Consider the following 25,188-nt stretch of genomic DNA (forward strand, 5'->3'; position numbering starts at 1 on the left):
CGGCGGGCGGCCGGACGCGGGTCAGGTCCAGAACGTGTCGTGCTCCAGCATGAAGGCGGCCCGCTCCTCGTCGGTCATGTCCTTCAGGTTCGGCAGGCCCTCGAAGTAGGCCTCCCGCGGCGCGCCCGGGGCGAAGTGCAGCAGCATCTCCGCCGGGGCGCCGGACTCGTTGCGGAAGCCGTGGATGCCGCCCTGCGGGACGTGGACGAAGTCCCCCGGCTCGGTGTCGATCCAGCGGCTGCCGTCGTAGATGCGCACCGAGCCGCTCAGGATGAAGAACGACTCCGAGATCGAGCGGTGGAAGTGCGGGTCCGGGCCGCTGGGCTCCGGGCCCATCACCCAGCGGTACAGGCCGAACTCGCCCCTCGTGGTCTTCCCCGTCGCCAGGTAGTGCACGGTGTTGCCGCTGGCGTAGGTGAAGTCGGGCGGGGTGCCCACCGGGCGGTAGGTGGCGGACAGCTCGCCGGACTCGCCGTGATACAGCGGTGAAGGGTACGACATGCCCTCACCTTACGGATTGCCTGACCGCGCCGGCCGCCGCAACGACGTTGCTCAGGGCGGCCCTCACCTCGTCGTACGTGCGGGTCTTCAGGCCGCAGTCCGGGTTCACCCACAGTCGCGACGGGTGGATGGTGGCCAGCGCGGCGCGCAGGCGGGACTCGATCTCGTCGCGCTCCGGGACGCGCGGGGAGTGGATGTCGTACACCCCGGGGCCGATCCCGCGGTCGAAGCCCGCCACCGCGAACGCCGAGCGGGCCGCCTCGATCGACGTGACGTCCGCGTCCAGGGCGTCGACGGCGGACAGGACCTCGGCGGCGTCGCTGTAGCACAGGTGGGTATGGATCTGGGTGCCCGGCGAGGCGGCCGAGGTGGCCCGGCGATAGGCGGCGACGGCCCAGGCGAGGTACTCCTCCTGCTCCTCCTTGCGCAGCGGCAGCAGCTCCCGCAGGGCCGGCTCGTCGACCTGGATGATGCGGATGCCCGCGGCCTGCAGGTCCCGGACCTCCTCCCGAACGGCGTCGGCGACCTGCAGGGTGACGTCGCGCAGCGGCAGGTCCGGGCGCACGAAGCTCCAGGCGACGATCGTCACCGGGCCGGTCAGCATGCCCTTGACCGGGCGGGCGGTGAGGGACTGGGCGTGGGTGGCCCAGCGCACGGTGATCGGGGCGGGGCGGCGCACGTCGCCGTGCAGGATCGGCGGGCGGGTGCAGCGGGAGCCGTACGACTGCACCCAGCCGTTCCGGGTGACCGCGAAGCCGTCGAGGTGCTCGGCGAAGTACTGGACCATGTCGTTGCGCTCCGGCTCGCCGTGCACGAGGACGTCGAGGCCCAGGGCCTCCTGCTCGGCGATGACGCGGGCGATCTCCTCCTCGATGCGCGCCTCGTACCCGGCGAGCGGCAGCCGGCCGGCGGCCACGGCGGCGCGGGCCGCCCGCAGCTCACCGGTCTGCGGGAAGGAGCCGATCGTGGTGACGGGCAGCGGCGGGAGACCCAGGTCGCGCTGGGCCTGCTCGCGGGCGGCGTACGGGGCGCGGGACTCCACGCCGAGCGTCCCGGCGGCGCGGGGACGCTGCGGCAGCGGGCCCTCCTTCGGCCCGAGCGCGGCCAGCGACACGACCTCGGCGACCTTCTCCTCCGCGAACGCGAGGCCTTCGGGAAGGCCCGCCTTGCTGCTTTCGCGACCGGCCGGCTCGCTGCTTTCGGGACTGGCCGCCTTGCTGCTTTCGGGACTGGCCGGCTCGCTGCTTTCGGGACTGGCCGCCTTGCTGCTTTCGGGGAGGGCCGACTCGCCGCGCAGGGTGTACGGCACGTGCAGCAGCGAGCAGCTCGTGCCGACCGCGGTGGCGCCGGCCGCGGCGAGCAGGGCCCGCGCCGCGTCGGGGTCGGTGCGCCACACGTCGCGGCCGGAGACGACCCCGCCGACGATCGTGCGCCCCTCGAAGAGCCCCAGGTTCCGCGGCACGCCATGCGTCAGGTCGACCGCGATCCCGTCCACGGGCGCGACGGCGAGGGCCGGCAGCGCGTCGCCGGCGTCGCCGAAGTAGGTGGCGACGAGCAGCCGCGGGCGGGCGGTCAGCGCGGCGAGGCGGCGGTAGGCGTGCCGCAGCGCCGGCGAGCCACCGTCGACGACCGCGATCGGCTCGTCCAGCTGCACCCAGGCCGCGTGCGGGGCCAGGGCGGACAGCAGCTCGCCGTACACGTCGAGCAGGTCGTCCAGGCGGTCCAGCGGGCTGAACCCGCCCGGCGCGCCCGGCGCGGCCCGGGCCAGGCGCAGCAGCGTCACCGGGCCGAGCAGCACCGGCCGGGTCGCGTGGCCGAGCGCCCGCGCCTCGGCGAGCTCGGCCAGCGGCTTGTCCGGGGAGGCGGCGAACGCGGTGCGCGGCCCGATCTCGGGGACGATGTAGTGGTAGTTGGTGTCGAACCACTTCGTCATGCGCAGCGGGGGCAGGCCGTCCGCGCCCCGGGCCATCGCGAAGTACGGGTCGGCGGCCCCCCGGTAGCGCTCCGGCACCGCACCGACCGCCACGGCGGCGTCGAGCACGTGGTCGTACTGCGAAAAGGTGTTCGACGGCAGCGCCCCCGGCGCGCGCAGGCCCAGCTCGTGCAGCCGCGCCCAGGTCTGCGCGCGCAGCCGGCGCCCGGCCTCCTCCAGCGCGGCCCGGCCGGTGCGCCCGGCCCAGTAGGACTCCAGGGCGTGCTTGAGCTCGCGGCCGGGGCCGATGCGCGGGTACCCCAGGATGGTTGCGGCAGGAAAGTCGGTCGTCACGCCGCGGATCGTGGCCGCCGGGCCGCCGGTTTTCCCGATCGATAAGCGCGGCTCATGGCCGATACTGGTCGGCGTGGCGGCCCTGCGGGACATCGAGTGCTTCGCGCTGGTGGCGCGGCACCGCTCGTTCTCGCGCGCGGCCGAGGCCCTCGGACTGTCCCAGCCTGCGGTGAGCCAGGCGGTCGCCCGGCTGGAGCGTGAGCTGGGACTCCGCCTGTTCGAGCGCACGAGCCGCGAGGTGCTGCCGAGCCCCGCCGGAGCGGCCCTGCTGGCCCACGCCGAGGCGGTCCTCGAGCAGGCCGCGGCCTTCACCGCCGAGGCGGCGCGCCTGGCCGTGCCCGCCCCCGCCGCCATTCGCCTCGCTTATGCCCCGATCGTGGGCGGCCTCGCGGCCCGGGTCGCGCGCCGCCTCGCCCTTCGTAAGCCGGGGCTCGACGTGGAGCTCGTCCCGGCCGGCTGGCGGGCCGCGACCGACGCCCTCGGCCTCGGCCACGCCGCGGCGGCGATCATGAGCACCCCGTTCCCGCCCGGGTTCGCCAGCTCCGCCCGGTTCCACGTGCCGCTCACCCACCTGGCCGTGGCCTCCGCCGACCCGCTGTCCACGGCGGGCGCGCTCACCCTCGACCGGGCCGGGCGGCTGCTGCTCCCGCGCGGGATGGTGGTGCCGGACGGGGCGCGGCTGGCCCCCGAGGCCGTCGACGACCCGGCGGCGGCGCTGGACCTGGTGGCGGCGGGGCGGGGCGCGCTACCCGTGCCGCAACTCCTGGTGGACACCGTGCGGCGGCCGGACGTGCGGTTCGTGCCGCTGGCCGGCGCGGCGCCGCGGCTGACCTTCGCACTGGTGTGGCCGGCCTCGGCCGCTTCGGCCGCCTCGGGGGAAGGCGTGATGGCACTCGTCCAGGCGGCCCAGGAGGCACTTCGGCGCTGAGCGGTGCGTCGTTTCCGACCGCCTTCGCCGGAACCGCTGCCCCGAACAGCAGCGAACAATGGCACAACTTGTCGCGTTCGGGCCCTATCGCCCGGGTACCGTGCCGTCGGGTAAGGTTGTGGTCCCATGTACACCGTCGACCGGCCGCCTCGCATCGTCCGGACCTATCACCCGCGCCGCGGGCGGCTCAGTGGTCGGCACTTCGACGCTCTGGAGCGCCTCGCCGCGCGGTATGCCTTCGCGCCCGGCGACCCGGTCGACGTCCTCGAGATCGGCTCCGGCATGGGCGAGGCGACCGCGCAGATGGCGGCCGCCGACCCGGGCCGGCGCTACCTGGCGGTCGAGGTGCACACGCCCGGGGTGGCGAACCTGCTGCACCTGATCGAGGACGGCGGGCTCACCAACCTGCGGGTGGCCTCGGTCGACGCGATGGAGCTGGTGCGCGACGACATCCCCGCCGGGAGCCTCGACGCGGTGCACGTGTTCTTTCCGGACCCGTGGCCCAAGGCGCGCCACCACAAGCGGCGGCTCATCGTGCCCGAGCGGGTGGCGCTGCTGCGGGAGCGGCTGCGGCCCGGGGGCGTGCTGCACTGCGCCACCGACGACGAGGGGTACGCGCACGCGATGCTCGAGACCCTCGACGCCGACCCGGGGCTGGTCAACCGCCACGACGGCTTCGCGCCCCGCCCGGTGCACCGGCCGCTGACCAAGTTCGAGCTGCGCGCCGTGCGCGACGGGCGGCCGGCCTACGACCTGATGTACGAACGGAGCGGACCGGAGCGAAGCGGAGGGGCCGCGACCAATGGAAGCAGCCCCAAACGGCCCCGGAGCGAAGCGGAGGGGTCGTGAAGAATCTGGCGAACCGCGTTCCGCGCGGTGGAGACCCCGACGCGGTCTTCGAGGCGTTTGCTGAGTGGGCCGGGGAGCAGGGGCTCACGCTGTACCCCCATCAAGAAGAGTCGCTCATCGAGATCGTCTCCGGGGCGAACGTCATCCTGAACACCCCCACCGGGTCGGGCAAGAGCCTCGTGGCCGCGGGGGCGCACTTCGCGGCGCTGGCCACCGACCGGACGACGTTCTACACGGCGCCCATCAAGGCGCTGGTGTCGGAGAAGTTCTTCGCGCTGGTGGAGATGTTCGGCGCGGAGAACGTCGGCATGCTCACCGGCGACGCGAGCGTCAACGCCGATGCGCCGATTATTTGCTGTACCGCGGAAATCCTGGCCAACATCGCACTGCGCGACGGCGAGAAGGCCGACGTCGGCATCGTCGTCATGGACGAGTTCCACTTCTACGCCGACCCCGACCGCGGCTGGGCCTGGCAGGTGCCGCTGATCGAGCTGCCGCAGGCCCAGTTCGTGCTCATGTCGGCGACGCTGGGCGACGTCACCCGCTTCGAGGAGGACCTGACCCGGCGCACCGGGCGGCCCACCGCGGTGGTGAAGAACGCCGAGCGGCCGGTACCGCTGATGTTCACCTACTCCATGGACCCGCTGCACGAGACGATCGAGGAGCTGCTGGGCACCCGGCAGGCCCCGGTCTACATCGTGCACTTCACCCAGGCCGCCGCCCTGGAACGGGCGCAGGCGCTGATGAGCGTCAACGTGTCGACCCGCGCCGAGAAGGACATGATCGCCGAGGCGATCGGGAACTTCCGGTTCACGGCCGGCTTCGGCAAGACGCTGTCCCGGCTCGTCCGGCACGGGATCGGGGTCCACCACGCCGGGATGCTCCCGAAGTACCGCAGACTCGTGGAAACCCTGGCACAGGCCGGCCTGCTGAAAGTCATCTGCGGCACGGACACGCTCGGCGTGGGCATCAACGTGCCGATCCGCACGGTGCTGTTCACGGCGCTGTCGAAGTACGACGGGCAGCGCACCCGGCTGCTGTACGCCCGCGAGTTCCACCAGATCGCCGGGCGGGCCGGGCGGGCCGGCTTCGACACCATCGGCACCGTCGTCGTACAGGCGCCCGAGCACGTCATCGACAACGAGCGGGCGCTGGCCAAGGCCGGCGACGACCCGAAGAAGCGCCGCAAGGTGGTCAAGAAGAAGCCGCCCGAGGGCTCGATCGGCTGGGGCCGGCCCACCTTCGACCGGCTCGTCGAGGCCGAGCCGGAGCCGCTCAAGTCGAGCTTCCAGGTGTCGCACGCGATGCTGCTCAACGTGATCAGCCGCTCCGGCGACGCGTTCGCCGCGATGCGCCACCTGCTGACCCAGAACCACGAGGACGCCCCCGCGCAGCGGCGGCTCATCCGCCGGGCCATCGCCATCTACCGCGCCCTGCTGGCCGGCGGCGTGGTCGAGCAGCTCCCGGAGCCCGACGAGGAGGGCCGCCGGGTCCGGCTCACCGTCGACCTGCAGATGGACTTCGCGCTCAACCAGCCGCTGTCGCCGTTCGCCCTGGCCGCCATCGAGCTGCTCGACCGGGAGGCCCCCGGCTACGCCCTCGACGTGCTGTCGGTCATCGAGTCCACATTGGACGACCCGCGCCAGGTGCTCTCCGCGCAGCAGTTCAAGGCCCGCGGCGAGGCCGTCGCGGCGATGAAGGCCGAAGGCATCGAGTACGACCAGCGCCTGGAACTGCTCGAGGACGTCACCCACCCGAAGCCGCTGGTGGAGCTGCTGGACAACGCCTACCACCTGTACAAGCAGGGCCACCCGTGGGTCGCCGACTACGAGCTGTCGCCAAAGTCCGTGGTGCGCGACATGTACGAGCGGGCGATGACGTTCGTCGAGTACGTCGGGTTCTACCAGCTGTCCCGCTCGGAGGGGCTGGTCCTGCGGTACCTCGCCGACGCCTACAAGGCCGTGCGCCAGACGGTGCCGGAGGACGCCCGCACCGAGGAGCTGACCGACCTCATCGAGTGGCTCGGCGAGCTGGTGCGGCAGGTCGACTCCAGCCTCATCGACGAGTGGGAGCGGCTGCGCAACCCCTCGGCCGTCGAGGAGACCGTGCGCGACGAGCCGCCGGCCGTCACCCGCAACGTGCGGGCCTTCCGGGTGCTGGTACGCAACGCGCTGTTCCGGCGGGTGGAGCTGGCCGCGCTGCGCCGCTACGACGAGCTGGGCGAGCTGGACGGCGAGCACGGGTTCAACGCCGCCGCCTGGGAAGAGGCCATCGAGGGGTACTTCGACGAGTACGACTCGCTGGGCGTGGGCCCCGACGCCCGTGGCCCGGCGCTGCTCGTCATCGAGCAGAAGCCGGACCGCTGGCAGGTGCGCCAGATCTTCGACGACCCGGAGGGCGACCGCGACTGGGCGATCGTCGCCGAGGTCGACCTGGCCGAGTCCGACGCCCAGGGCGCCGCCGCGGTCCGCGTGCTGTCGGTGGGCCCGTCGTAACGGTGCCCTCAACCGAGCGACCCAGGCCGGCGAGCCGGGTCCATCAGCCGATGGGCGAGCTGCCCAACCCGCCGATCCGGCGGATCTGCTCCATCGGGTACGGGGTCTGCCTGCTCTCCAGTTGGAACTTGCGGTAGAAGTCCGTCATCACCGCGGCGAGCGGGGCGTGGCGCATGAGGATCGCCGCGACCTGCGGGGGAACTTTCGTCGGGTGCTCCCCCTGGGCGCATGCGCGTACGAACGCGTTGCGGTCGTCCTGCTGGTACCCGTACAGAGCGGTGATGAGCCAGATCACCAGGTGTGTGATGGTGTAGCAACGGTCATAGGTCTGATGCCCGGCGAAGAACCCGGCCTCCTCCTTCGACAGGTCGAACCGGGAGGAGATCGCGAGGCCGTAGTCCGCAAAGAACAGCCGCTCGCCGTCGGTCAGGATGTTCTGGAAGTGGGCGTCGAAGTGCAGGAGCCCGCGGGCGTTCATGAACGAGGTCCCAGCCTCCAGTTGCCTCGCGACCATGGCGCAGGCCCGGTCGGCCGCCTCGTCGCCGGCGTTGACCTGAGCGCCCAGCCAATCGTGCAGATTCTGCGGGATGTACTCCAGAAACAGCGCGATGCTCGCCGAAGCATCTCGCAGACCCTCGATCCGGCGACGCATCTCCGCTCCGCCTCCCCAGTAGGCGACAGCCCGTTCTACGTCGGCCAGTTCCTCGGGAAGCGCCTGCCCGCAGTGCGGCAACACCCGCCAGTGGTACATCAGTGGAAAGGCATCACAGTCCGCCGCGAGCACCCAGTTCGTCGTCATGGTGTGCACGGCCAACTCCCGCCAGGCCCCGAAGCCCGGCGCCCCGATGACTCCGACGCCGTAATGGCAGAACATGGGCAGCCCGAAGAGGTTTGCCGTGGACCGGACGTTCTCCGGCTGCCGCTCCAGAGCCGTCAGCGGCACCCGCTTGACGAACACCGGGGTCCCGCCGATGTCCAGCAGCGCCGATGTCCCGCCGATACCAGAACCCATCGGCTCGGCCGCATCCACGAGGTCACGCAGTTCACGATCACTACACAGGGCCAGCGCTGTGGAGACGGCACCGTGCACGGCCAGACGCGCACCGCGCGACATGTCAACGCTCTCGCCGACGGTCTCCACCAGGGCACCGGCCTCTCGCTGAGATGCCTGGGTTTTGACCGCACTGTACGTGAAGACCGACAAGGAGATCCCTCGGCTGACCGCCACTGCCCACCAGGCTCGGACGGCACCGACCCGTGAACACACCCGCCAGGCTCGGGGCGTCGCCGCGGTCCGCATGCTGCCGGTAGGCCCGTCGTGACGGTGGGTCGAGCCTAGTCGATCACTGATCGATGAGGTTTGATGACGTGTGGTAAGGTGTGGATCTAAGGAACGCCCGCACCGCCGGAATTCGTGACGACCTGCAGGGCACGCGTGACCGCCTCGGCCATCCCGAGCCGGGCCGGGGCGAGGTACTTGCGAGGGTCCACCACGCGCCCGTCCTGTTCCAGCGCCGCGCGGACCGCCCCGGTGAAGGCGACGTTGAGCGCCGTGCCGATGTTGACCTTCACCAGCCCGCCGCGGACCGCCGCCCGCAGCTCGTCGTCCGGCACCCCGGACGAGCCGTGCAGCACCAGCGGCACGGCGACCGCGGCCCGTAGCTCGGCGATCAGCCCGTGGTCGAGCCGCGCGGCCCGGGTGGTCATCGCGTGCGAGGAGCCGACCGCCACGGCGAGGGCGTCGACGCCGGTGGCCGCGACGAAGGCGACCGCCTCGCCCGGGTCGGTGCGCACCCCGGGGGCGTGGGCGCCGTCCTTGCCGCCCACCTCGCCCAGCTCGCTCTCCACCCACAGCCCCCGCCCGTGCCCGCGCCGCGCGGCGGCGGCGGTCGCGGCCACGTTGGCGGCGTAGTCCAGGCGCGCCGCGTCGTACATCGCGGAGCCGAAGCCGTGCTCGGCGGCCTGGTCGAAGAGCTCGTCGCTCTCCACGTGGTCGAGGTGCAGCGCGACCGGCACGGCGGCCAGCGCGGCCACGGCCCGGGCGGCGGCGGCGATCGGGGCGAGCCGGCCGTGGTGGAAGCGCACCGCGTTCTCGCTGATCTGCAGAATCACCGGGACGCCGGCGGCCTCGGCCCCGGCCGCGATCGCCTCGGCGTGCTCCACGGTGATCACGTTGAACGCGCCGACCCCGACGCCGCGACGGCGCGCCTCGGCGACCAGATCACCCGTCGGTACCAGCATCGATGGCCTCCTTGAACTGCGAATATCTCTCAATGTCGATCGAGCCGGCGACCGGGGCGGCCACGGCGGCGGCCGACAGGGCGACCGCGTCGGCCAGCAGGGGCGGCCACGGGGTGTCGTCACGCAGGCCCCTGGCCAGGGCGGCCACGCAGGCGTCGCCGGCGCCGGTCGGGTTGCCGCGCAGCGCGGACGGCGGGGCGGCCCGCCAGGAGCCGTCCGCCGTCACCGCGTGCAGCCCGCGCGGGCCGCGGGACACCACCACCGCCGCCGACCCGGGGGCCAGCAGGGAGCGGATCCCGGGCTCGGACGAGCCCGAGGAGCCCACCAGCGCGGCCAGCTCCGCCTCGTTGGGCTTGGCCAGCGTCGGCCCGGCGAGCAGGCCCAGGCGCAGGGCCTCGCCGCTGGTGTCCAGCACCGACGGGACGCCGAGCGAGCGCGCGATCTCGATCAGCACCGCGTACGCGTCCGGGGCAAGACCCGCCGGCAGCGAGCCCGACAGGGCCACCGCTGCGGCGCCGTCGAGCAGCGCGCGGAAGCGGGCGACGAACGCCGACCACTCCGCCGCGCTCACCACCGGGCCGGGCTCCCACAGGCCGGTCGCGTCGGTGCGGTCGGCCACCGTCACCGTCCGGCGGGTCTCGCCCGCGATCGGGGCGAAGGACGACGGCAGCCCGGCCGCGTCGACCAGGGCCTGCACCCGGGCGCCGGTCGGGCCGCCGAGCAGCCCCGTGGCCAGCACCGGCTCGCCCAGGGCGTGCAGGACGCCGGCCACGTTGAGGCCCTTGCCGCCCGGGCGCTCGTGCACCGCCGAGACCCGATGCGTCGCGTACGGCCGCAGCTGCTCGACCTCGTAGGTCAGGTCGAGCGCCGGATTGAGGGTGACGGTCAGGATCACGCGGGCAGCACGACGGAGCGGGTCAGCAGGCGCGGGTAGTCCGGGTCGAGGCCGCGGTGGGCGGCCAGGGCCACGGCGAAGCGCTGCGCCAGGACCAGCTGGGCGAGGGGGTCCAGGCCGTCGCGGTGCACCCGGGCGCCGGCCGCGCGCACGGTGTCGTCGAGCGAGGCCGGCACGTCGCCGAAGGCCCAGACCAGGCTGCGCTCCCCGGCGACCGCGACCGGGCCGTGCCGGTAGTCCATCGCGGGGTACGACTCCGACCACGCCTGCGCGGCCTCGCGCACCTTCAGCGCGGCCTCGTGGGCCAGGCCGACGGTCCAGCCGGTGCCGAGGAAGACGAGGTGGTCCACCGAGGCCGGGTCGGCGGGCAGGTCGGCGGCCAGGGCGGCCGCGCCGTCACGCAGCAGGCCGTCCCCCAGCAGGCCGAACGCGGCCCGCGCGGCGGCGAGCACCGTGGTCGGGAAGCGGGTCTGCACGACGCTGCGCTCGTCGGCGAAGTCGAGCAGCACGCGGGTGTCGGCGAGGCCGTCGACCGGCTCGCCGTCGACGGCGGTGAAGGCCACGCGGTGCGGGCCGGCCGGCAGCCGGCGCAGCGCGTCGAGGACCTCGGTCGAGGTGCCCGAGCGCGTGACGGCCACGACGCGGTCGTAACGGCGGCGCGGGACGAACTCCGAGGCGCAGACGGCGTCCGTCTCGCCGAGGCCGGCCGACTCGCGCAGCTCGGCCAGGCTCTGGGCGACGAACCACGACGTGCCGCAGCCGAGCACGAGCATCCGCTCGCCCGGTGCGGCCAGGGCGGCGCGGACCTCGTCGGCCATGGTCAGGCCGCGGGCCCACACGTCGGGCTGGCTGGCGATCTCCAGATCAGTGGCAGCAACCATGTACTCGACGCTATGCGCGTTTTCGTTCGCCGGGCAAGGCTGAATGCGCAAGTGGACATTTCAGATTGCGCGTTTTGACGGTGAACGCGCAACGCGCCTAGCATTGGTGCACATGCGCCGCTCCGATCGCATGACCGCCATCCTCGACCGGGTGTCCCGGCTCGGCTCGGTCGACGCGGGCGCGCTCGCCGAGGAGTTCGACGTCTCGGCCGCCACCATCCGGCGCGACCTGCAGGTGCTGGAGGAGCAGCGGCTGCTCGCCCGCACGCACGGCGGCGCGGTGGCGGTGGACGTCGCCTATGAGCTTCCCGTGCGGTACCGCGGAGGCCAGAACCGCGAGGCGAAGGCCCTCGTGGCCAGGCGGGCCGCCGGGCTGCTGCCGCACGGGCCGCTCACGCTGGGGCTGACCGGCGGCACGACGACCCTGATCCTCGCCCGGCTGCTGGCCGAGCGGGTCGACCTCACCGTGGTGACCAACGCCCTCAACATCGCGGCCGAGCTGGCCCTTCGCCCGCGGCTGAAGCTCATCATGACCGGGGGCGTCTCGAGGACGCAGTCGTACGAGCTCGTCGGCCCGATCGCCGATCAGGCGCTCGCCGGGCTCAACATGGAGATCGCGGTCGTGGGCGTGGACGGGATCAGCGCCCGGGGCGGGCTCACCACGCACGACGAGATCGAGGCGCACACCAACGCGGCGATGATCCGCCGGGCCGACCGGGTCATGGTGGTCGCCGACGGCTCGAAGGTGGGCCGCACCTGTCTGGCCGGGATCTGCCCGATCGGCGACGTGACCGTGCTGGTCACCGACGCGAGCGCGGACCCGGGGCACGTCGAGGCGATCCGCAAGGCCGGCACCGAGGTGGTCCTAGCATGAACGACGTCGTGAACCTGCTGGTCGTCGGCGCGGGGCAGCGCGGCGCCCGATACGCGCGGATGGCCGCCGACACCGGGCGGGCCCGGATCGTGGCCGTGGCCGAGGCCGATCCGGCGCGCCGGAAGGCCTTCGCCGAGGAGTTCGCCATCCCGGACGAGCGCGTGTTCGACGGCTGGGAGCGGCTGCGCGACGTCCCGAAACTGGCCGACGGGGCGATCGTGGCGACGCAGGACACCCACCACGTCGGGCCGGCGGTGCTGCTGGCCGGGCAGGGGTACCACCTGCTGCTGGAGAAGCCCATGGCGCCGACGGAGGCCGGCGCGACCACGATCGCCGAGGCGGTGCGCCGGGCCGGGGTCATGGCCGCGGTCTGCCACGTCCTGCGGTACACCCCCTACACCGCCGCGCTCAAGGAGCTCCTCGACGCCGGTCGGATCGGCCGGCTGGTGAGCATCCAGCACCTGGAGCCGGTCGGGTGGTGGCACCAGGCGCACTCGTTCGTGCGGGGCAACTGGCGGCGGGAGGACGAGTCCTCGCCCATGCTGCTGGCGAAGGCCTGCCACGACGTGGACTGGCTGCTGTACCTCGCCGGCCGCCCGGCCCGCCGGGTCTCCTCGTTCGGCGGCCTCGCGCACTTCCGGGCCGACCAGCGCCCGGAGGGGGCGGCCGAGCGGTGCCTGGACTGCGGGATCGAGCCCACCTGCCCATATTCGGCCCCCCGGTTGTACCTCGGGGTGCTCGCCGGGCTGGACCCGGCCGATCGGGCGCCGTGGCCGGCGTCGGTGCTCACGCCCCTGGCCGATCCCGTCGCGCTGGTGGAGGCGCTGCGCTACGGGCCGTACGGCCGCTGCGTCTATGCCTGTGACAACGACGTCGTCGACCACCAGGTGGTGTCGATGGAGCTGGCCGACGGCGCGACCGTCTCGCTCACGATGACCGCGTTCGCCCCGGCCGAGCAGCGCAAGACCCGGCTCTTCGGCACCCACGGCTACATCGACGGCGACGGCGCCCGGCTGCGCGTGGTCGACTTCCGCACCGGCGAGGACGACGTGATCGACCTGGGTCGCTCGGTGTCGGGCGACCACTCCGACGGCGACGCGGGCCTGGTGCACGCGTTCGTGGCCGCCGTGGCCGCCGGTGACGCCGGGCTGCTGCGCTCCGACGTCACCGAGAGCCTCGACGGCCACCGGGTGGTGTGGGCGGCGGAGGAGGCCCGCCGCACCGGCACCGTGGTCACGCTGACCTAGCACTTCACCTCGCGCAGGGCGTCGAGGAAGGCGGCCGGCTGGGTGAAGGCGGCGAAGTGGCTCGCCCCTTCGATCAGCACCAGCTCCTTCTGCGGCGCGTCGACCTCGTTGAAGAACTCCACGGCCGGGCCGGTCAGCGTCACGACGTCCGAGGCGCCCTGGAAGAGGAAGAACGGCACCTCGTACCGCAGCCCGAGCGCCCGGGCGTCGAACCGCATGAACTGCTCGAACATGGTGTCGCGGGTCTTGTTGAAGCCCTTGAGCCAGGCGGCCACGTCGCCCAGCGAGTAGTCCGGCTTGGTGAGCAGCAGCGCGAAGAGGTTCTTGAGCGCGCCGTTGCCCGTGATCGGGTCGGTGCCCATCGACCACTGCATGCGGGTGCCCCAGGCCTTGACGTCCCAGGTGCGCGGGTCGGGGTCGAGGGCCTCGAGCGCGGCGACGCCCTTGGCGTTGCCGGCGGCGCGCAGCCGCTCGAGGGTCTCCTGCCGGCCGGTGCGCTCGTTGTCGACCATGTTCACGTAGAAGTCGGTCCCGACGTAGGCGTGGAACAGGTCGGGGCGGCGCTGGACCATCGGCAGGCCGACGATCGTGCCCATCGAGCCCGCGAACAGCGTGATCTTCTCCTGGCCGAGGTGGCCGCGCAGGAACTCGGCGACCTCGATGCCGTCGTCGACCATCCGCTCGAAGGTGATCTCCTCGGGGTGGAAGCCGTTCCTGCGCAGCGTCCTGCCGGCGCCGCGGCGGTCCCAGTGCACGACCGTGAAGTGCTTCTCCCACTCGCGCAGCACCGGGGTGAAGACCGAGTACGGCGAGCCGGGGCCGCCGTGCACGACCAGCAGGACCGGGTTGGCGCGGTCCTCGCCGCGGATCTGCAGCCACTGCTCGACCCCGCCGATCGTGACGTAGCGGCTCTCGACGACCTTGTTCGGCGCGTCGATGCGGGCCGCGGCGGCCCGGCGGCGCTGGAGCACGGCGCGGTAGGCGAGCGGGACGGAGCCGGCGGCGAGGACGGCGGCGGCGGTGATGGCGGTGGTGGCGGTGGTGGCGACGACGGACATGTTCGATCTCCCTCATGCGGTGGTGTCCCTACTGTACAAACTTCTGAGACATTTGTGCAAGACGGAATTCTCAGACGTAGGATCAGCGGCATGGGTAACCGGGAGAAGCTGCTCGAGGGTGCCGTGCAGTGCCTGCTCGAGAAGGGCTACGCGGCCACCACCGCGCGCGACATCACCACCGCGGCCGGCGTGAGCCTCGCCGCCATCGGCTATCACTTCAAGACCACGGAGGCCCTGCTCAACGAGGCCCTGCGGCTGGCCCTGGACCGCTGGGGCGAGGAGCTGGAGCGGGCGCTCACCGGCGGCCCCGACCTGACCGACCAGCGGGAGCGGTTCGTGGCGATCTGGGACCGGGTCATCGCCTCGGTGGCCGCGAACCGGGCGCTCTGGACGACCCAGTTCGAGCTGGTGACGCACCTGGGCCACCAGGCCGCGCCGGAGTCGCCGTGGGCGGCCGCGCAGGTGGAGGCCGAGGTGGCGCTGGCCGGGCTGTTCCACGACATCGACGCGGCGGCCGACCCGGACACTGCGCGGGTCGTCGGCGGGCTCTACCAGGCGCTGCTGGCCGGCGTGGTCGTGCAGCACCTGGTCGCCCCGGAGCGGGCGATGAGCGGCGCCGACCTGGCCCGCGCGCTGGCCACGATCTGCGGCCGGGTCGGGCAGAAGGTGTAAACCGTGCCACCGGTGGTAGCGGTAGAGGTATGACGTCCAAGGACCGGCAGCTCGCCGGGAGCCGGCGCCCGTTCGGCGCCGGTGCGCTGACCACCGACCAGGGCACTCCGGTCGACGACACCGACAACTCGCTGCGCGCGGGTGCCCGGGGGCCGACCCTGCTCGAGGACTTCCACCTGCGGGAGAAGCTGATGCGCTTCGACCACGAGCGGATCCCCGAGCGGGTGGTGCACGCCCGCGGGGCCGGCGCGCACGGGTACTTCCAGGTGTACGAGCCCCTGGACGAGTACACGACGGCGGACTTCCTCACCGACCCCGACGCCCGCACGCCGGTCTTCGCCCGCTTCTCCACCGTCCAGGGCTCGCGCGGCTCCAGTGACACGGCCCGCGACGTGCGCGGCTTCGCCGTGAAGTTCTACACCCGGCAGGGCAACTTCGACCTGGTCGGCAACAACATGCCGGTCTTCTTCATCCAGGACGGCATGAAGTTCCCCGACCTGGTGCACGCGCTCAAGCCCGAGCCGCACCACGAGATGCCCCAGGCCTCCTCCGCCCACGACGCCTTCTGGGACTTCGTCACCCTGCAGCCGGAGACCATGCACCACGTCATCTGGCTCATGTCCGACCGGGCACTGCCGCGCAGCTACCGGATGATGCAGGGCTTCGGCGTGCACACCTTCCGCCTGGTCAACGGCCACGGCAGGAGCACGTTCGTGAAGTTCCACTGGACCCCGGTGCTGGGCACCCATTCACTGGTCTTCGACGAGGCCCAGCTGATCTCCGGCCGCGACCCCGACTTCAACCGGCGCGACCTGTGGGACGCGATCGAGGCCGGCCAGTTCCCGTCGTGGGAGCTCGGGCTGCAGCTCATCCCCGAGGAGCGGGCGTTCGAGCTCGACGACATCGACGTGCTCGACCCGACCAAGCTCATCCCGGAGGAGCTCGTCCCGGTCACCCCCGTCGGCCGGCTGACCCTGGACCGCAACCCCGACAACTTCTTCGCCGAGACCGAGCAGGTCGCCTTCTGCGTCGGCAACGTCGTGCCCGGCATCGACTTCACCGACGACCCGCTGCTGCAGGCGCGGCTGTTCTCGTACATGGACACCCAGCTGACCCGCCTCGGCGGCCCCAACTTCGCCCAGCTGCCGATCAACCGGCCGCTCGCGCCGGTGCGCAACCACCAGCAGGACGGGGCGCACCAGAGCGCGGTGCCGGTCGGCCGGGCCAACTACCACCCGAACTACCTCAACGGCACGCCCACCGGCGGCCCCGGCTTCCGGTCCTACCCCGAGCACGTCGAGGGACCCAAGGAGCGCAAGCGCAGCGAGACGTTCGCCGAGCACTACTGGCAGGCGACCCTGTTCTGGAACAGCATGACGTCCTGGGAGCAGGAGCACATCATCGCCGCGTACCGCTACGAGCTGGGCAAGGTCGCGCTGCCGATCCGGGTGCGGGCCGTCGAGCACCTCAACCGGATCGACTACGACCTCGCGGTGTCGGTGGCCCGGGGCATCGGCGTCGAGGAGCCGGTGAAGTCGGTCGACAACCATGGCCGCAGCTCGCCCGCCCTGTCCCAGGCGCACCGGGAGGGCGTGGAGGCGTCGCCGCGCACCCGCCGGATCGCGGTGCTCGTCGCCGACGGCGCCGACGCCCGGGTCCTCGCGCTGCTGCGCGACGCCTGCACCGCGGCCGGCGCCTCGGCCGACCTGCTGGCGCCGTTCGACGGCTCGGTGACCGGCTCCGATGGGGTGCCGGTGGAGGTGACCCGGGCGATCGCGACGACCTCCTCGGTGCTGTACGACGCCGTGGTGGTGCCCAGCGCGGCGGCCGACCTGTCGGTGGACGGCGCCGCCGTGCACTTCGCCGCCGAGGCGTACAAGCACGGCAAGCCGGTGGCGGCGTTCGGGTCCGGGCTGGGGGTGCTGCAGCGCGCGCAGATCCCGCTGACGACGGCGGAGGCCGATCCGGCGCTCATCGTGGAGGAGGAGTTCACGCCGGAGTTCCCGCAGACGCTGCTGACGGCGGTGGCGGCGCACCGCAACTTCGACCGGGACGTGTCGGCCATCCCGGCGTGACCCTTGGTCGATACGTCGGGCGCCGGCGCGCCACGACAGTTCCCGCAGAGGCTGCTGACGGCGGTGGCGGCGCACCGCAACTTCGACCGCGACGTGTCGGCCATCCCGGCGTGACCCTTGGTCGATACGTCGGGCGCCGGCGCGCCACGACTTATCGGACTTACGCCCCGACGAGAGACATGTCCGATTCAGCACACCCTGCCGCCTGGCGGGGCTTTCGCAGGGTTCAGGGCATGTTGAGCTGGACGTAGCCGCGCTTCACCGCGCACAGGGCCATGTCCTGCGGGAACGGGGACTTCGCGGCCACCCGCTCGGCCGGGGCGCCGTCCCGGTCGCCGTCGCGGATCAGCCAGGCCAGGGCGGCGAGCTGCTCGTGCTGGGCGGTGACGAACCGCGGGCCGACCACCTTGCCGTGGCCCGGCACCACCTGGGCCTGCGGGCCGAGCTGCGCGAGGAGGGTGGCGACGGTGTCGGGCCATTCGAGGGGGTACGCGTCGTCGAACTGCGGCGGGCCGCTCTCCTCGACCAGGTCGCCCGCGATGGCCAGGTCGGCGTCGGGGACCAGGGCGACGAGGTCGCCGGCCGAGTGGCCGCGGCCGTAGTGGCGCAGCTGCACCAGGCGGTCGCCGAGGTCGAGGTCGTCGGCCGCGCGGACCAGCCGGCCGGGCGCCACCGGGGTGGTGCAGGCGAGGCCGTCGGCCAGCTCCGGGTACTCGAGCACGGCCCGGTCGCGCAGGGCCGGGCCGATCAGGGCGGCGGCCTCCTCGTGGCCGTAGATGGGCGCCCCGCCGGCGGCGAAGACCATGTTGCCCATGGTGTGGTCGAAGTGGTGATGGGTGTTGACGACGAGCAGGGGGAGGGGGGTGACCCGGCGTACCGCGGCCAGGAGGTCCTGAGCCTGCTCGGCCGTGGACAGCGTGTCGACGACCAGCGCCGCCTCGCCGCCGACGACGAGGGTCGCGTTGACGTCGAGGACCGGATGGCGCAGGACGTGGACGCCCGCGGCGATCTCGCGAAGAACGGTCATGACTCCTCCAGCGCCTTGGCCAGGAACCGTGCGCGCTCGACGATCACCCGCTCGACGCGCCCCTCGGCGACGGTCTGTCGGCCGTCGCGGACCAGGATCTCGAAGACCAGGCGGCGGCCGTCGGCCTTGGCCAGCCGGGCCTCCGCGACGACCCGCCCGCCGATCGGGGTGGCCGCCTTGTGCTCCAGCTCGATCCGGGTGCCGACGGTGGTGTAGCCGGGTGGCAGCCGGCTCGCGGTCGCGCCGACGGTGGCGGCCTCGGCCAGCGCCAGCACGCGCGGGGTGGCGAGCACGGGCACGTCGCCCGAGCCGAGTGCCTGCGCGGTGTCGGCGTCGGTGACCGTCAGCTCGACTCGGGTGAGGGCCCCGACCCAGGGGGCGGCATCGACCGTGGGGCGCTCGCTCGGCTGCATACCCTCCAGCCTAATGACCCATCACCCAGAGACCGCCATAATTCGACGGCCGCGACCGGAACCGGCGATCTACCCTGGCGGGCATGTATGACGCCGCCGAGTGGTTCGCCGAGGGGTCCGTCGTCGCGCTGACCGGCGCCGGCATCTCCACCGACTCCGGGATCCCCGACTTCCGCGGGCCCAACGGCGTGTGGACCCGCGACCCCGAGGCGATGAAACTGTCCTCGATCGAGCACTACGTCGCCGACCCGGACGTGCGCCGCCGCTCGTGGCAGGAGCGGCTGCACCACCCGGCGTGGGCGGCCCGGCCCAACGCCGCGCACCTCGCCCTGGCGGCGCTGGCCGAGGCCGGGCGGCTCACCGCGGTCGTCACCCAGAACATCGACGGGCTGCACCAGCGGGCCGGCCTGGACCCGGCGCGGGTGATCGAGCTGCACGGCACGCTGCACGAGACCGAGTGCCTGGGCTGCGGGGCGCGCGGGCCGATGCGGGAGACCCTCGACCGGGTCGAGGCGGGCGAGGCCGACCCGGCGTGCCTCGGCTGCGGCGGCATCCTCAAGTCGGCCACCATCTCCTTCGGGCAGCGGATGAACATGGAGACGCTGACCGCGGCGGCCGAGGCGGCGATGGATTGCCGCACGTTCGTGGCCGTGGGCACCTCCCTGACCGTGCACCCGGCGGCGGGGCTGGTGGAGGTGGCGGCCAAGCACGGCGCCCGGATCGTGATCGTCAACGCCGGCGAGACCCCGTACGACCCGATCGCCGACGAGGTCATCCGCGACCCGATCGGCGAGGTGCTGCCGCTCCTGGCCGCCGGCTAGGCCAAGGGCTCGGGCCGGTCGGCGGCGACCGCGGGCGGGGGAGCGGCGGCCGAGCGGGCCTCGGCCAGGCGGGCCGAGAAGGTGCGGCGGGCCGCGCGGGAACGGGCGGCCAGCTCCCCGGTCAGCCGGTACGCGTCGGCGGCGTCGCGCAGCCGCGCGGTGGCGTGCAGCCCGCCCGCCGTGTCGACCGTGACGGTGGCCAGGCCGAGCAGCCGCTGCCACGGCCCCTGCACGACCCGCACGCTCTGCACCCGGGCCAGCGGCACCGAGACCAGCTCGCGGGTCAGCACGCCCTCCCGCACGGCCACCACGTCGTCGGTGACGGCCACGCCGATGCGCGACCACGACAGCGGCGCGAGCCAGCGGGCCCGGCGCGGCGGGCCGCTGAACGGCAGGGCGGCGGCGTCGATCGGGTGCGGGCCGGGGCGCGGGTCGACGGCCGCGCCGAGCACGATCGCGGCGACGGCGGTGGTCTCGCCGGTCGGGGCCGCCGGGGCCAGCGTGCCGGCGCGCAGCTGCTCGTCGCCGTCGCCGCCGTACCCGGCCACGTCGATGTGGGCCCTCGCCCAGCCCACGCCCCGCCACAGCAGCGGCCAGGTCACCTTCACGCCCTGCACGCGCCGCGGCGGCACCGACTGGCTGCGCTTGTTGAGCAGGCCCTGGCGCAGCCGCAGCGCGGCGGCGTCGGCGGCGATGCGGAAGTCCCACTCGTCGAGGACCCGGCGCACCGGCACCTGGAACACGCCGAGGAACGCGGTGATGGTGCTGGCCGCGCCGATGAGCGTCCAGTCCGGGTGCACCAGCGCCGGCCAGATCACGAAGGCGGCGCCGATCGGCACGGCGACCACCTGCGGGGTGAGCAGCTGGGCGATGAGCAGCCGGCCGTTGTCGACGGCGAACAGGGGCCGCTCGGCGGCGGGCTCGGCCGCGGCGGCGCCCGTGGCCAGGCCGAGGAGGGAGGCGCGCAGCGCGGTGGCGCCGTCGACGGTGAGGTACGCCAGCGGCGCCTCCGCCTTCGCCCCGCCGATCACCTCCAGGCGCAGCTCGGCCAGGCCGAACACGCGGGCCAGGGCCGGGCGGACCACGTCGATCGCCTGCACCCGCTCGAGCGGGATGGTGCGCACCCGGCGCGACAGCAGGCCCTCGTGCACGCGCAGCTCGCGGCCGACCACCTCGTAGCCGGTGAAGGCCCACACCACGGCGGAGACGACCACCGCGCCGACCAGGACCACCGCCATGGCCATGAGCCAGTGCTCGAGGCCGAGGTCGCTCAGCCCGCGCCAGGAGACGGCGACCGCGGCCAGGAACAGGATCTTCGCCCCGCGCACCAGCGGGGTCAGCGGATGCAGCCGCTGCCGCGGAAGGGACAGCGGCTCCGTCACGCCGCCTCCGCATCGCTGCGGCGGCGCGACCGCGGGCTGTGCTGATGGTGAGCGGCCTCAACGCCCGGTCCGGCTCGATGAGGCTCCGCACCGATCGACCCGGACCAGGCGCCGCTTCGCTCCGAACCGCTCACAGACCCTCTTCCCGGATCTCGCCGAGGGCCGCCAGGCGGTCGCGCAGCCTCGTGGCCTCGGCGGCCTCCAGGCCGGGGACCCTGGCGTCGCTCGCGGCGGCGGCCGTGTGCAAGGTGACGGTGGCGAGGCCGGCGGCGCGCTCCATCGGGCCGGCGGTCACGTCGACGAACTGCATCCTGGCGTACGGCACGATGGACAACCGCCGGATCAGCAGCCCGTGCCGGACGAGCAGATCCTCGGCCCGCTCGGCGTAGCCCCAGGAGCGCACCGAGCGGCGCATGAACACCGCCCGCACGATGCCGGCGACGAGCACGGCGGCGGAGCCGAGCAGGCACCACGCCGACCACAGCGCCGCGGCCACGACCCCGGCGACGGCCAGCAGGATCACCCAGGCGGCCAGCGCCGCCAGCCTGACCAGGAAGTACCGCGGGGAGACGGGTCTCCACTCCACGGAGTCCGGCCACGGGCGCAACGGATCGGGCGCGACCGGAGCATTCACCCCTCGAGCGTATCCCGGTCATCGATCGCGGCGACGTCCCGCAGGAAGCCGCGCGCGTCGAGGAAGGCCGACAGCGACGCCCTGTGCTCGTCGCACGCGAGCCACGTCTTGCGGCGGTCCGGGGTGTGCAGCTTCGGGTTGTTCCACAGCAGCCGCCACATGGCTCCGGATCGGCACCCCTTGGCGGAGCAGATGAGCTCGTCCACGCCAACAGTGTGCGCCGGTGGTGAGCGCCGGGCGGCCACGGGGGAAGCCGCCCGGCGACGGGTGAAATGGTACCCACCGAAGTACGGGTGATGTCCAGTCGTGTGGGGCGCCGAGCGACGGAATTTCCGAGAAATCCCCAGCATTGATAGCCACATATGTGATATTTCGGACTAAGGCGACCGTATGCGAACTCCCAGTAGGCTCTCAGCGGCGTCGGATCGCGGTCGGTCGCCGCGTCGTGCGACGCTAGGTTTGCCATAGCTTTGGCAAGCTGTCAGACATACGCGTGGAGGACCGGTGACCCAGCCGAACAACCCTGTCTCGACCCCCGCCCAGGACGCTACCGTGCTCGAGCGGGCGCTCTTCGAGGTCAAGCGGGTGATCGTCGGCCAGGACCGCATGATCGAGCGGATGTTCGTCTCCCTGCTGTGCCGCGGCCATGTGCTGCTGGAGGGCGTGCCGGGCGTGGCCAAGACGCTCGCCGTGGAGACGCTCGCCCGGGTCGTCGGTGGCACGTTCTCCCGCATCCAGTTCACGCCCGACCTCGTGCCGGCCGACATCGTGGGCACCCGGATCTACCGGCAGTCCAGCGAGAAGTTCGACGTCGAGCTGGGCCCGGTGTTCGTGAACTTCCTGCTGGCCGACGAGATCAACCGGGCACCCGCCAAGGTCCAGTCCGCGCTGCTGGAGGTCATGGCCGAGCAGCAGGTCTCCATCGGCGGCGAGACCTACGACGTGCCCCGCCCGTTCCTGGTCATGGCCACGCAGAACCCGATCGAGCAGGAGGGCGTCTACCCGCTGCCCGAGGCCCAGCGCGACCGGTTCCTGATGAAGATCCAGGTGGGCTACCCCACCGACGCCGAGGAGCGCGAGATCGTCTACCGGGTCAGCGTGAAGACCCCGGAGCCGGTCGCGGTGCTCACCACCCAGGAGCTCATGGCGCTGCAGGACAGGGCCGACGACGTGTTCGTGCACAACGCGCTCGTCGACTACGCGGTGCGGCTGGTGGTCGCCACCCGCGCGCCGGCCGAGCACGGCCTGGCCGACATCGCGCACCTCATCCAGTACGGTGCCAGCCCCCGCGCCTCGCTGGGCATCGTGCGGGCCTCGCGCGCCCTGGCGCTGCTGCGCGGCCGGGACTACGCGCTGCCGCAGGACATCCAGGACATCGCCCCGGACATCCTGCGCCACCGCCTGGTGCTGTCCTACGACGCGCTGGCCGACGACATCCCGGCCGACGACGTCGTGCGCCGGGTGATGGCCGCGGTGCCGCCGCCCACGGTCGCCCCGCGCCAGCAGGCCACCACCGGCGCGCCGCAGGGTCAGGCCGGCCCGCCGCCCGGGGGCCAGCCGCCGACCACCACCATCACCACCTGGCCGGGGCGGTGAAGCTCCAGGCGGGCACCGGGCTGGACGACGCGCGCGCGGAGATCGTCCTCAACCGCATGCAGCTGCTCGTCACGCGCAAGCTCGACGGGCTGCTGCAGGGGGACTATCTCGGCCTGCTGCCCGGGCCCGGCACGGAGGCGGGGGAGTCGCGGGAGTACCGCCCGGGTGACGACGTGCGCCGGATGGACTGGCCGGTCACCGCGCGCACCACGCTGCCGCACGTGCGCCAGACGGTCTCCGACCGCGAGCTCGAGGCGTGGCTGGCCGTGGACCTGAGCGCCAGCCTGGACTTCGGCACCGCGAAGTACCTCAAGCGCGATCTCGCGATCGCCGCCGCGGCCGCCGTCGCGCACCTCACGGTCCGCGGTGGCAACCGCATCGGAGCCGTCGTCGGCACGGCGGACAGCCTGAGCCGCCTCCCGGCCCGCCCGGGCCGCAAGGACGCGCAGGGCCTGCTCCGCGCGATCGCGCTCACCCGGGGCGTGCCCGGGCGGGCCGACCTCGGCGCGCTCATCGACATGCTCAACCGGCCCCCGCGCCGGCGCGGCCTCGCCGTGGTGATCTCCGACTTCATGACGCCGCCGAGCCAGTGGGCCCGGCCGCTGCGCAAGCTCGGGGTGCGCCACGACCTCCTCGCGGTCGAGGTCGTCGACCCGCGGGAGCTGGAACTGCCAAACGTCGGCGTCATCGCCCTCGTCGACCCGGAGACGGGCCGGATGCACGAGGTACAGACCGCTGACCCGAAGCTGCGCCACCGCTACGCCCACGCCGCGGCGGCCCAGCGCGCCGAGATAGCCTCGGCCTTGCGTGGCGCCAACGCGGCACATCTGCGGCTGCGCACCGACTCCGACTGGCTCCTGGACATCGTCCGGTTCGTCGCTGCTCAGCGACACGCCCGAACTCGAGGTACGACCCGATGATCCGTCTGCTCAACCCGTGGTGGCTGCTGGCGCTCCTGCCGGTCGCCGCGGTGATCGGCATCTACGTGTGGCGGCAGCTGCACCGCCGCGCCTTCGCGGTCCGATTCACCAACGTCGACCTGCTCAGCAGCCTGGTGCCGAAGGGCATCGGGGTGCGCCGGCACGTCAGCGCCACGGCCTTCCTGCTCGCCCTGGTCGTGCTGGCCTTCGGCCTGACGCGCCCGTCGGTGGACACCAAGGAGCCGCTGGAGCGGGCCACGATCATGCTGGCCATCGACGTGTCGCTGTCGATGCAGGCCACCGACGTCGCGCCGACCCGCATCGACGCGGCCAAGTCGGCGGCCAGCGACTTCGTCAGGCAGCTGCCGGCGAGCTTCAACGTGGGCCTGGTCTCCTTCGCCAAGACGGCCAGCGTGCTCGTCTCGCCGACGAAGGAGCGCAGCGCGATCATGCAGGCCATCGACGGCCTGACCCTGCAGGAGTCGACGGCGACCGGCGAGGCGGTGTTCACCAGCCTCGACGCCATCCGCACGGTGCCCGCCGACGGCGCCGCCGGCCCGCCGCCGGCCCGGATCGTGCTGCTCTCCGACGGCTTCCGCACCGCGGGCCGCTCGCTGGAGGACGCCTCCGCCGCCGCGTCCGCGGCCAACGTGCCGGTGTCGACGATCGCCTTCGGCACCGACGACGGCGTGGTCCGCATCGGCAACACGCCGCAGCGGGTCCCCGTCGACCGCCCGTCGCTGCAGAAGGTGGCCGAGGTCACCAAGGGGTACTTCTACGAGGCCGCCAGCAAGGAAGAGCTCAAGCGGGTCTACTCCGACATGGGCAGCTCCATCGGCTACCGCACCAAGCCGCAGGAGATCACCCAGTGGTACCTCGGGATCGGCTTCCTGCTGGCGCTGTGCGCCGGCGCCCTGAGCCTGCTGTGGGGTTCGCGACTGCCGTAACGGCAGCGTCATCCCGTAACGGCAGCGTTCATCGGGGCCGCGGCACGACGGCCGCGGCCCGGCTGGGCCAGGGGTGCTTCAGGGCGCCGGCTCAGTGCGCGCCGACGAGGAAGAACAGGGTGGCGACCCAGACGGCGGCCAGGACAAAGCCAATGGGCGCGAGGTAACGGCTCACGACGTGCTCCCAACGAGTGTTGTCTGCGCAGGAAAACGGAGAACAGACACGCGGAAAGCCGTGGCGGGTGCTCTGCTAGGGAACTACCGGCCACGACTGGAGGGATCGCTACTTCGCACAGCGATCACCTCCGGGGGAGCGGCTGCCGTGCCGGACGGGCAGCGAATCGGGCCCAGCCGTCATCGCGGCCGGACATCCAAACCTCAATATCGTACTGCGCCCCGCGCCGCCCGGCATCAGCCGCCCGGCCACCCGGGTCCTACGATGCTTGTTGTTTTCCCGACTTTCACG

22 protein-coding genes and 1 pseudogene are annotated in these 25,188 nt (G+C 73.0%); 11 read left to right on the forward strand and 12 right to left on the reverse strand.

Annotation, left to right across the window (positions count from 1 at the left end; genetic code table 11):
* Positions 1 to 21: 21 nt before the first annotated feature.
* Positions 22 to 501: a cupin domain-containing protein gene (locus ABD352_RS22790; RefSeq protein ID WP_344614471.1), complete on the reverse strand. Its 480-nt coding sequence runs from the start codon at positions 499 to 501 to the stop codon at positions 22 to 24.
* 4 nt (positions 502 to 505) lie between these two features.
* Positions 506 to 2,767 (reverse strand): 5-methyltetrahydropteroyltriglutamate--homocysteine S-methyltransferase, encoded by a 2,262-nt coding sequence (metE, locus tag ABD352_RS22795; RefSeq protein WP_344614472.1) that lies wholly within the window; start codon positions 2,765 to 2,767, stop codon positions 506 to 508.
* A 73-nt stretch (positions 2,768 to 2,840) separates the two neighbouring features.
* On the opposite strand from metE, the gene ABD352_RS22800 reads away from it, so the two are divergent.
* The 3 genes and pseudogenes from ABD352_RS22800 (at position 2,841) to ABD352_RS22810 (ending at position 7,039) form a co-directional block, all read left to right on the forward strand.
* Positions 2,841 to 3,695: a LysR family transcriptional regulator gene (locus ABD352_RS22800; RefSeq protein ID WP_344614473.1), complete on the forward strand. Its 855-nt coding sequence runs from the start codon at positions 2,841 to 2,843 to the stop codon at positions 3,693 to 3,695.
* 126 nt (positions 3,696 to 3,821) lie between these two features.
* Positions 3,822 to 4,463 (forward strand): annotated as a pseudogene (gene trmB / locus ABD352_RS22805) (tRNA (guanosine(46)-N7)-methyltransferase TrmB); the annotation flags it as partial.
* An 86-nt stretch (positions 4,464 to 4,549) separates the two neighbouring features.
* Positions 4,550 to 7,039: a DEAD/DEAH box helicase gene (locus ABD352_RS22810; protein ID WP_344614610.1), complete on the forward strand. Its 2,490-nt coding sequence runs from the start codon at positions 4,550 to 4,552 to the stop codon at positions 7,037 to 7,039.
* A gap of 43 nt (positions 7,040 to 7,082) precedes the next feature.
* Here the strand turns inward: ABD352_RS22810 and ABD352_RS22815 are convergent, their stop codons facing one another.
* The 4 genes from ABD352_RS22815 to ABD352_RS22830 all read right to left on the reverse strand — a co-directional run bounded on the left by ABD352_RS22815 (position 7,083) and on the right by ABD352_RS22830 (position 11,056).
* Positions 7,083 to 8,180 (reverse strand): protein kinase family protein, encoded by a 1,098-nt coding sequence (locus ABD352_RS22815; RefSeq protein WP_344614474.1) that lies wholly within the window; start codon positions 8,178 to 8,180, stop codon positions 7,083 to 7,085.
* 245 nt (positions 8,181 to 8,425) lie between these two features.
* Positions 8,426 to 9,280, reverse strand: coding sequence for a class II fructose-bisphosphate aldolase (locus ABD352_RS22820; RefSeq protein ID WP_344614475.1), 855 nt, complete (start codon positions 9,278 to 9,280; stop codon positions 8,426 to 8,428).
* On the reverse strand, positions 9,261 to 10,175 hold the full coding sequence (locus ABD352_RS22825; RefSeq protein ID WP_344614476.1) for a 1-phosphofructokinase family hexose kinase: 915 nt from the start codon (positions 10,173 to 10,175) through the stop codon (positions 9,261 to 9,263). Before ABD352_RS22825 ends, ABD352_RS22820 begins: the two co-directional genes overlap by 20 nt.
* Positions 10,172 to 11,056, reverse strand: a complete 885-nt coding sequence (locus ABD352_RS22830) for an SIS domain-containing protein (RefSeq protein WP_344614477.1) — start codon at positions 11,054 to 11,056, stop codon at positions 10,172 to 10,174. Before ABD352_RS22830 ends, ABD352_RS22825 begins: the two co-directional genes overlap by 4 nt.
* Positions 11,057 to 11,168: 112 nt before the next feature.
* On the opposite strand from ABD352_RS22830, the gene ABD352_RS22835 reads away from it, so the two are divergent.
* Both ABD352_RS22835 and ABD352_RS22840 read left to right on the forward strand, forming a co-directional pair.
* Positions 11,169 to 11,930, forward strand: a complete 762-nt coding sequence (locus ABD352_RS22835; RefSeq protein WP_344614478.1) for a DeoR/GlpR family DNA-binding transcription regulator — start codon at positions 11,169 to 11,171, stop codon at positions 11,928 to 11,930.
* Positions 11,927 to 13,177: a Gfo/Idh/MocA family protein gene (locus ABD352_RS22840; RefSeq protein ID WP_344614479.1), complete on the forward strand. Its 1,251-nt coding sequence runs from the start codon at positions 11,927 to 11,929 to the stop codon at positions 13,175 to 13,177. The genes ABD352_RS22835 and ABD352_RS22840 overlap by 4 nt, the downstream gene beginning before the upstream one ends.
* Here ABD352_RS22840 and ABD352_RS22845 read toward each other — a convergent pair.
* The gene (locus ABD352_RS22845; protein ID WP_344614480.1) at positions 13,174 to 14,235 is read right to left on the reverse strand and encodes an alpha/beta fold hydrolase; all 1,062 of its coding nucleotides are present in this window, start codon (positions 14,233 to 14,235) and stop codon (positions 13,174 to 13,176) included. The genes ABD352_RS22840 and ABD352_RS22845 overlap by 4 nt on opposite strands.
* A gap of 90 nt (positions 14,236 to 14,325) precedes the next feature.
* Between ABD352_RS22845 and ABD352_RS22850 the strand changes: the two genes are divergently transcribed.
* Both ABD352_RS22850 and ABD352_RS22855 read left to right on the forward strand, forming a co-directional pair.
* Positions 14,326 to 14,907, forward strand: coding sequence for a TetR/AcrR family transcriptional regulator (locus ABD352_RS22850; protein WP_344614481.1), 582 nt, complete (start codon positions 14,326 to 14,328; stop codon positions 14,905 to 14,907).
* A gap of 29 nt (positions 14,908 to 14,936) precedes the next feature.
* The gene (locus tag ABD352_RS22855; protein ID WP_344614482.1) at positions 14,937 to 16,982 is read left to right on the forward strand and encodes a catalase; all 2,046 of its coding nucleotides are present in this window, start codon (positions 14,937 to 14,939) and stop codon (positions 16,980 to 16,982) included.
* 226 nt (positions 16,983 to 17,208) lie between these two features.
* On the opposite strand, the gene ABD352_RS22860 is transcribed toward ABD352_RS22855, so the two are convergent.
* Both ABD352_RS22860 and ABD352_RS22865 read right to left on the reverse strand, forming a co-directional pair.
* Complete coding sequence (locus tag ABD352_RS22860; protein ID WP_344614483.1) at positions 17,209 to 18,009, reverse strand: MBL fold metallo-hydrolase; 801 nt, start codon at positions 18,007 to 18,009, stop codon at positions 17,209 to 17,211.
* Entirely contained in the window at positions 18,006 to 18,422 is a 417-nt protein-coding gene (locus ABD352_RS22865; protein WP_344614484.1) for a thioesterase family protein, read from the reverse strand. The genes ABD352_RS22860 and ABD352_RS22865 overlap by 4 nt, the downstream gene beginning before the upstream one ends.
* An 83-nt stretch (positions 18,423 to 18,505) precedes the next feature.
* Here ABD352_RS22865 and ABD352_RS22870 point away from each other — a divergent pair, with 83 nt between their 5' ends.
* The gene (locus ABD352_RS22870) at positions 18,506 to 19,243 is read left to right on the forward strand and encodes an SIR2 family NAD-dependent protein deacylase (protein WP_344614485.1); all 738 of its coding nucleotides are present in this window, start codon (positions 18,506 to 18,508) and stop codon (positions 19,241 to 19,243) included.
* Here ABD352_RS22870 and ABD352_RS22875 read toward each other — a convergent pair.
* The 3 genes from ABD352_RS22875 to ABD352_RS22885 all read right to left on the reverse strand — a co-directional run bounded on the left by ABD352_RS22875 (position 19,240) and on the right by ABD352_RS22885 (position 21,420).
* Complete coding sequence (locus ABD352_RS22875) at positions 19,240 to 20,625, reverse strand: PH domain-containing protein (RefSeq protein ID WP_344614486.1); 1,386 nt, start codon at positions 20,623 to 20,625, stop codon at positions 19,240 to 19,242. The genes ABD352_RS22870 and ABD352_RS22875 overlap by 4 nt on opposite strands.
* A gap of 130 nt (positions 20,626 to 20,755) precedes the next feature.
* Complete coding sequence (locus tag ABD352_RS22880) at positions 20,756 to 21,259, reverse strand: PH domain-containing protein (protein ID WP_344614487.1); 504 nt, start codon at positions 21,257 to 21,259, stop codon at positions 20,756 to 20,758.
* Positions 21,256 to 21,420 carry an acetone carboxylase gene (locus tag ABD352_RS22885; RefSeq protein ID WP_344614611.1) on the reverse strand — a complete coding sequence of 55 codons (165 nt, stop codon included), beginning with the start codon at positions 21,418 to 21,420 and terminating at the stop codon, positions 21,256 to 21,258. Before ABD352_RS22885 ends, ABD352_RS22880 begins: the two co-directional genes overlap by 4 nt.
* A 343-nt stretch (positions 21,421 to 21,763) precedes the next feature.
* Between ABD352_RS22885 and ABD352_RS22890 the strand changes: the two genes are divergently transcribed.
* Genes ABD352_RS22890 through ABD352_RS22900 form a run of 3 tightly spaced genes read left to right on the forward strand, consistent with a single transcriptional unit; the run spans position 21,764 to position 24,722 of the window.
* Positions 21,764 to 22,855 carry an AAA family ATPase gene (locus ABD352_RS22890; protein ID WP_344614488.1) on the forward strand — a complete coding sequence of 364 codons (1,092 nt, stop codon included), beginning with the start codon at positions 21,764 to 21,766 and terminating at the stop codon, positions 22,853 to 22,855.
* A gap of 56 nt (positions 22,856 to 22,911) precedes the next feature.
* Entirely contained in the window at positions 22,912 to 23,775 is an 864-nt protein-coding gene (locus ABD352_RS22895; protein WP_344614612.1) for a DUF58 domain-containing protein, read from the forward strand.
* Positions 23,772 to 24,722 (forward strand): VWA domain-containing protein, encoded by a 951-nt coding sequence (locus ABD352_RS22900; protein WP_344614489.1) that lies wholly within the window; start codon positions 23,772 to 23,774, stop codon positions 24,720 to 24,722. Before ABD352_RS22895 ends, ABD352_RS22900 begins: the two co-directional genes overlap by 4 nt.
* The last annotated feature ends 466 nt before the right edge of the window (positions 24,723 to 25,188 follow it).

The organism is Dactylosporangium salmoneum (assembly GCF_039532525.1).
Lineage (GTDB): Bacteria > Actinomycetota > Actinomycetes > Mycobacteriales > Micromonosporaceae > Dactylosporangium > Dactylosporangium salmoneum.